Origin of the sequence: Pseudonocardia sp., assembly GCF_050250275.1 — a bacterium.
Classification (GTDB): domain Bacteria; phylum Actinomycetota; class Actinomycetes; order Mycobacteriales; family Pseudonocardiaceae; genus Pseudonocardia.
In genome coordinates this window covers 132,572-139,548 of record NZ_JBFWOY010000019.1, presented here as the reverse complement: position 1 = coordinate 139,548, position 6,977 = coordinate 132,572, and the positions used below count along the sequence as shown (strand labels likewise).

At 68.2% G+C, this 6,977-nt stretch carries 5 protein-coding genes and 1 pseudogene; all 6 read left to right on the top strand.

Annotated features, from left to right (window positions below; translation table 11 throughout):
• A pseudogene (locus tag AB7F12_RS18505) lies at positions 1–122 on the top strand (integrase core domain-containing protein); the annotation flags it as partial.
• A 1,122-nt stretch (positions 123–1,244) separates the two neighbouring features.
• Positions 1,245–2,300 (top strand): FAD-binding oxidoreductase, encoded by a 1,056-nt coding sequence (locus AB7F12_RS18500; protein ID WP_428516927.1) that lies wholly within the window; start codon positions 1,245–1,247, stop codon positions 2,298–2,300.
• Positions 2,297–3,484, top strand: a complete 1,188-nt coding sequence (locus AB7F12_RS18495) for an aromatic/alkene monooxygenase hydroxylase subunit beta (RefSeq protein ID WP_428502672.1) — start codon at positions 2,297–2,299, stop codon at positions 3,482–3,484. Before AB7F12_RS18500 ends, AB7F12_RS18495 begins: the two co-directional genes overlap by 4 nt.
• Positions 3,481–3,858, top strand: a complete 378-nt coding sequence (gene mimD, locus AB7F12_RS18490) for a propane 2-monooxygenase effector subunit MimD (RefSeq protein WP_428502673.1) — start codon at positions 3,481–3,483, stop codon at positions 3,856–3,858. Before AB7F12_RS18495 ends, mimD begins: the two co-directional genes overlap by 4 nt.
• A gap of 130 nt (positions 3,859–3,988) precedes the next feature.
• Positions 3,989–5,674, top strand: coding sequence for a chaperonin GroEL (groL, locus tag AB7F12_RS18485; protein WP_428502674.1), 1,686 nt, complete (start codon positions 3,989–3,991; stop codon positions 5,672–5,674).
• 98 nt (positions 5,675–5,772) lie between these two features.
• Positions 5,773–6,915: an amidohydrolase family protein gene (locus AB7F12_RS18480; RefSeq protein ID WP_428502675.1), complete on the top strand. Its 1,143-nt coding sequence runs from the start codon at positions 5,773–5,775 to the stop codon at positions 6,913–6,915.
• Positions 6,916–6,977: the final 62 nt, after the last annotated feature.

Below are 6,977 nucleotides of genomic sequence, written 5' to 3'. Positions count from 1 at the left end.
CAGAACGCGCACGCCGCAAGGCGCTGCCAGCATGGCTGCACCACTACAACCATCACCGGCCTCACACCGCGCTCGGTAACCAGCCCCCGATCACCCGCTGCACCAACGTCACCGAGCAGTACAACTACCTGCTGCCGACGGTCTTCCACTCGGTGCAGTCCGACGAGTCGCGGCACATCTCCAACGGCTACGCCACCCTGCTCATGGCGCTGTCGGACGAGGACAACCGCCAGCTGCTCGAGCGCGACCTGCGCTACGCGTGGTGGAACAACCACCGCGTCGTCGACGCCGCCATCGGTACCTTCATCGAGTACGGCACGAAGGACCGCCGCAAGGACCGCGAGTCCTACGCGGAGATGTGGCGCCGCTGGATCTACGACGACTACTACCGTGCGTACCTGATCCCGCTCGAGAAGTACGGCCTGGTCATCCCGCACGACTTGATCGAAGAGTCGTGGAAGCAGATCTGGGAGAAGGGCTACGTCCACGAGGTCGCGCAGTTCTTCGCCACCGGTTGGCTCGCCAACTACTGGCGTATCGACGGCATGACCGACGAGGACTTCGAGTGGTTCGAGTACAAGTACCCGGGCTGGTACGACAAGTACGGCAAGTGGTGGGAGAACTACAACCGCCTCGCCGTTCCGAACGGGCACAACCCGATCGTCTTCGAGGACGTGGACTACGTCTACCCGGCCCGCTGCTGGACCTGCATGGTCCCGTGTCTGGTCCGTGAGGACATGGTCATGGCCGACGTCGACGGGGTCACCCGTACGTACTGCCACGAGGTCTGCCGCTGGACGGACGTCGAGGCCTTCCGCCCGACGTACCAGGGGCGCGAGACCCCGAACATGGGTCGCCTGGTCGGCCACCGCGAGTGGGAGACCCTGTACCACGGCTGGAACTGGGCCGATGTCGTTTCCGACATGGGCTTCGTTCGGGACGACGGCAAGACGATGACGGCCCAGCCGCATCTGAACCTCGACCCCAGCAAGATGTGGACTCTGGACCACATGCGTCGTTGTCCTCCGCTGGGCAGCCCGAACGTGCTGCTCAACGAGATGGACGACGCCGGTAAGGCGGCGTTCCACGCCGACTACATCCGTCAGGGCCCCGCCGGACGACCGGCACCTGAGAACGCCTGAGCGCGGGTCAGGTGAGGGGGAAGGGCCGGCGGCGCCACCGTCGGCCCTTCCTCTGCCAGGCCGTGTTCAGTACATGTAGCTGGTCGACCGGTAAAGGAAGTCATGGGTAACAAGCACATCGTGCGGTTCGAGCCGGTGGGCATCGAGATCGAGGTCGACGAGGACCAGAACATCCTTCGTGCCGCCGCCGAGCAGGGCGTCCAGCTCATGCACGGCTGCAAGGAAGGTCAGTGCGCCGCCTGCAAGTCCTTCGTGCTCGAGGGCGAGGACATCGACTACGACTCGTACTCGACGTTCGCGCTCCCGGACTACGAGAAGGAGGAGGGCCAGACCCTCCTGTGCCGGGCCCACGCGTACGAGGATCTGGTGATCGAGCTCCTCAACTACGACGAGGAGATCATCCGGAGTGGACTGCCGCTGAAGAAGGGCGTCGCGGAGGTGGTCTCCAACGAGGCCGTCACCCACGACATGCGGCATCTCGTGCTCAAGCTCATCGAGCCCGAGGAGATCAAGTTCTTCCCCGGGCAGTACCTCGACATCATGGTGCCCGGTACCGAGGAGAGCCGCTCGTTCTCCATGGCCAACGTTCCGGGCCGCGAGGGACACTTCGAGTTCGTCATCAAGATCTACCCCGACGGGCTGTTCTCGGAGTTCCTCGCAACAAAGGTCTCGGTCGGCGACCGGCTCGACGTCGAGGGTCCCTTCGGGACCTTCACGTTGCGCGAAAGCCGCTCCTCGCCGCTGATCTTCGTCGGTGGCGGGGCGGGGCTGGCTCCGGTTCTGGGTCTGCTGCGTTCGATGGCGGATCGTGGGGTCGAGCGTGAGGCCGTCTTCTACTACGGGGCTCGTGGGCAGCGGGACCTGTGTTTCGAGAAGGATCTTCGGGAGCTCGAGGACCGACTCCCGAACTTCCGGTACGTCCCAGCCTTGTCGGAGCCGGCGGACGGCGACGACTGGAACGGCGAGGTCGGGCTGATCACCGATGTGGTGAAGCGGCTCGAGTCGAGCCTGTCCGGGCGGGACGCCTATGTCTGTGGACCGCCGCCGATGGTGGACGCGGCGATCCCGGTGCTCGAGGCACTCGGCGTGCCCGAGCAGAACATCTTCTACGACAAGTTCACCACCACCGGTGAACAAGGAGGCGAGGACGGCCAATGACGACCACTCAACGTCCGGAACGCAGTGTTCCGAAGCCTACTTTCACCGACGCCGAGGCCGGCGCTCAGGAATTCCCCGACTCCAGCGCGAGCGCGCGTCGCTACAACTACTACAAGCCTGCGAAGCGCAAGCAGACGCACTACGAGGACGTCACTGTTGACGTCCAGCCGGACCCGCGGCACTACCTCTCCCAGGGGTGGATCTACGGGTTCGCTGACGGCTCCCGCGGCTACCCGCTGACCTGGACGAAGCTGAAGGCCTGGGGCGTCGACGAGCCGGAGCCCGAGCGCGGCCCTGGCTCCGGCGGGCGTCACGTCGCGGACTGGCCGGCCCACGGCTGGCACGAGTTCCGTGACCCCAACGAAGAATGGGAGATGACGTTCTACCGTTACAACGCGAACGTCGTCCGCCAGGTCAACCAGAACATCGAGAACGCCCGGGTCGCCAAGGCGTTCGACCAGTGGACCCCCAACTGGGTCCAGTTCGTCGAGCGCAACGTCGGCGCGTGGATGCACGTCGAGCACATCCTCGGTCTGTACGTGTTCGCTGCGTGCAACCGGTCGGCGCCGACCAACATGCACAACACCGCCATCGCGGTGAACAGCATGCACAAGATCCGGTTCGCCCAGGACCTCGCGCTCTACAACCTGACCCTGAGCGAGGAGGTCGAGGGCTTCGACGGCACCGCGCACCTCGACGCCTGGAACAACGACGAGGCGTGGCAGGGCGTCCGCAAGGTGACCGAGGCGCTCACGGCTGTCGACGACGACTGGGGCGAGATGATGTTCGCCGCGAACGTCGTCTTCGAGCCGCTGCTCGGTGAGCTGTTCCGGTCGAACCTGGTCATGCAGGCTGCGGCCGGCAATGGCGACTTCGTGACCCCGACGGTGATGGGTGCCGCCGAGTACGACTTCGCCCAGCGCGACCTGCGCTGGACCCAGGCCTGCTTCGGTCCGCTCACGCAGGACCGTGAGTTCGCCGACCACAACAAGGCGCTCATGCAGGGCTGGCTGTCGCACTGGGTGCCGCAGGCGCTCGAGGCGGCTCGCACCCTGCAGCCGATCTGGTCGCTGCCCGACGCCAAGCCCCCGCGTTTCGAGGACAGCCTCGACCGCGCCAAGAACCGGTTCGCCGGAATCGTCTCCGACCTCGGACTGGAAGCCCCGAAGGAGCTGAACCTGTGACCAGTTTCAAGACCGCAGAAAGCCCGTTCAAGGCCGACAACACCGCGTCCGGTAAGGCCGGCGTCACCCTGATGAACAACCAGGTCGGGGTCGTCGTCGCGGACGTCATGTCGAAGCAGGAGAACGTCACCGTGACGCAGCTCCCTTCGATGATCCGGGTCGACTGCGTGGGCCGGATGGACTTCGTCTACGACGAGATCTCCGAGGCGCTCGGCGAGGAGCCCGGCTTCTACGACGCCGCCGAGTTCGAAGAGAACATGTCCACGCACTACGGCAAGATGATCCACATGGATGACCGGACCGTCATGTTCGGCAACCTGGAGGAAGCGGCCGAGTTCATCGGCGACATGCTCCCGCCCGAGGTCTCGCGCTAGTCGCGAATCGGGACCTCTCCCCGTCCCCGGGTCGCCGACCGCGCACGCCGGTGCGGCCGGCGACCCGGGCCGCGTCACCCCGCTCTACCCACCCGCGCAGCTGTAGAGATTTTGAGTCCAGGAGGGCCTCGTGGCCAAGGAACTGAAGTTCGGACAGGAAGCTCGCGACCTGCTGAAGGCAGGCGTCGACCAACTCGCCGAGGCCGTGAAGTCCACGTTGGGTCCCAAGGGTCGCAACGTCATTCTGGAGAAGATCACCGGGACGCCCGAGGTCACCAACGACGGTGTGACCATTGCGCGCGAGATCTACCTGCGTGACCCGTTCGAGAACATGGGCGCGCAGATCCTCAAGGAAGCCGCGATCAAGACCAACGACATCGTCGGCGACGGTACGACGACGGCGACGGTCATGGCGCAGGCCATCGTCCGCGAGGGCATGAAGGCTATCACCGCGGGTGGTAACCCCGTGCTGGTCAAGCGCGGCATCGACATGGCCGTCGCGGCGATCGTGGAGCACCTGGCGCGGGTCGCGCACCCGGTCGACAGCCTCGAGCACCTGTCGCGCGTCGCGGCCATCTCCGCCAACGACGACGACTCGATCGGCACGGTCATCGCGAAGACGCTCTACACCGTCGGCGACGACGGCGTGATCTCGGTCGACGACGGCAATGTCCTCGGCCTGGAGGTCAACTTCGTCGAGGACTTCGAGTTCGACAACGGCTACATCTCGCCGTACCTGGTGACCAACCCGGGTGAGATGCTCGCCGTCCTCGACGACCCGTACATCCTGCTGTCGGCGGAGAAGATCACCGACGTCCGCCAGCTGATGCCGATGCTCGAGCGCGTCATGCGCGACCCGAAGCCGCTGGTCATCGTGGCCGAGAAGGTCGAGGGCACGGCCCTCCAGATGCTGGTGCACAACCACGTCAACGGCCACCTCAAGGTCACCGCCATCCAGGCCCCCGGCTTCGGTGAGAAGCGCGTGCACCTGCTGGAGGACATGGCCGCGCTGACCGGCGCGAAGGTCCACTCCAAGGCGTCGTCGTTCTCGCTCGAGCAGATCGGCCTGGAGCACCTCGGCCGTGCCACGCAGGTCCGCGCCGACAACGAGAACACCGCGATCATCGGCGGCCAGGGCGCCAAGGAGTCGGTCGAGCGCCGGCTCTCGCAGCTGCGCGCCGAGCTGTCGCGCGCCACGATCGGCACCGACGAGGACTGGCTGTCCGACCGCATCGCCCGGCTGTCCGGCAAGGCGGCGATCATCTCCGTCGGCGCGCCGACGAACGCCGAGCTCAAGGAGATCCGCCACCGCGTCGACGACTCGCTGCAGGCCACGCGGGCCGCGATGGCCGAGGGCATCGTCGCGGGCGGTGGGTCGGCGCTGCTGCACTCCGAGTCCGTCCTCGACGGCCTGTCGGTGACCGGTGACTACCAGATCGGTGTCGAGATCGTGCGGCGCGCGCTCACCGAGCCGGTGCACCTCATCGCCACGAACGCCGGCTACGAGGGTGCCGACGTCGTCAAGCAGGTCACCGACCTCGGGGTCGACGAGGGCTTCGACGCACTCGAGGGCCGCTACGGCAACATGATCGAGATGGGCATCATCGACCCGCTCCGGGTCGTGCGCTCGGCGCTGCAGAACGGCGCCTCGGTCGCGGGCCTGATCCTCACCACCAACTCCCTGGTGGCCGAGGAGCAGACGCCGTGGAACAAGGCGCTGATGACCGAGTACGGCCCCCTCGACGACGGCATCCCGCAGCCCTCGCCCGACTCCAGCACCCCGCAGTCCCTGGGCCTCGGTCCGTCGATGGGCTGACGCCTGATGCGCTGACCCGCCCCGATCCGCCCCGGTGCCCGGCACCGGGGCGGAAGGGGCGCGAGGTGAGAACCGAGCGGCGGGGAGGAGACCACACGATGTACCGCAGCGCGACCGCCGACTTCATGGTCGTCGACGCCCAGGTGCACGCGTGGGACGGGAGCCCCTCCAACCAGGCGGGTCCCTCCGGGGAGGCCTATGTCGCCGAGCTCTACCGGCGGCACCGGCTCCTCGACCGCCAGCCCAACGCCGTCGATGCCGACGAGTTCGCCCGCGTCACCAGCGACGGCCTGCGTGCCGACGTCATCGGCGGGCACGTCGACCGGGCGGTGCTGCAACCGCTCACGCTCGACGACCTGTTCGTCCTCGGGTTCAGCCCGACGGCCTGGCACGCCGAGCTCGCCGAGGAGTTCCCGGGGCGGTTCGTGCTCGCAGGCGAGGTCGACCCGGCGCTGGGTTCGGCGGGCGCGCGGGGCCTCGCGGCCCGGGTCCGCAACGCCGACCTGCGCGGCCTGCACCTCGCACCCGCCCACCGCCCCGGCGCGCGGATCCCGTTGGGGGAGCCGTGGCTGCGCCGGGTCCTGGCGCGCGCCGAGCAGTCGGGCGCGACCGTCGTCCACCTCGGGGTCGGCCCGTCGACACCGTCCTGGCCGGGGGTGCCCGGCTGGGCCATCCCGCGACGCGCCGACGTCGCCGCCGCGGCCGCCCGCCCGCGCCGCTGGCCCGACTGGGCCCACCCCGTCCGCGCCGGGTCGGCGCTGCCGGTTCGTTCGCCCGACCGGTCGGCGGGCCAGGGCGGGTTCGATCCCACCCAGCTGCGCGACCTGGCCGCCGCACTGCCACGGGTGCAGTTCGTCCTCGGTGCCGCGTGCATGCCGACGGCGAGCCTGTGCCGGCTGGCGCGGCTGCCCAACGTGCACGTCCTGCTCACCGAGCTGCTCGCGGGACTGCGGCTGCACCGGGTGGAGGCCGCCCGCGCGTTCGGTTCGCTGCTGGAGGCGTTCGGGGTGCACCGCATGCTGTTCGGCAGCGGGTATCCGCTGATCCGGCCCGCCCGGCTGGTGCGCGAGCTCGTCGAGTTCCGGTTCCCCGCCGAGCTGTGTGACCGGTACGCCGATCTCGACGACATGGGCCGCCACGCCATCCTCGGTGGCAACGCCGCCCGCCTCTACCGGATCCCGTTGCCCGCGGGTGCCGTGGCGGCCGCGCCGGCCGCGTTGCGCCCCGGCGCCGGTTCCTGACGGACTTCTTCCCGATCGGACGTGTGGGCCGGGGCCGAACGGGGTAGCCCTCCGCGGTGCCG

Excerpts from the sequence above, each read along its gene's own strand:
- AB7F12_RS18500 (WP_428516927.1), top strand. The coding sequence starts at position 1,245 with ATGGGTAACAAGCACATCGTGCGGTTCGAGCCGGTGGGCATCGAGATC.
- AB7F12_RS18495 (WP_428502672.1), top strand. The coding sequence starts at position 2,297 with ATGACGACCACTCAACGTCCGGAACGCAGTGTTCCGAAGCCTACTTTC.
- AB7F12_RS18480 (WP_428502675.1), top strand. The coding sequence starts at position 5,773 with ATGTACCGCAGCGCGACCGCCGACTTCATGGTCGTCGACGCCCAGGTG.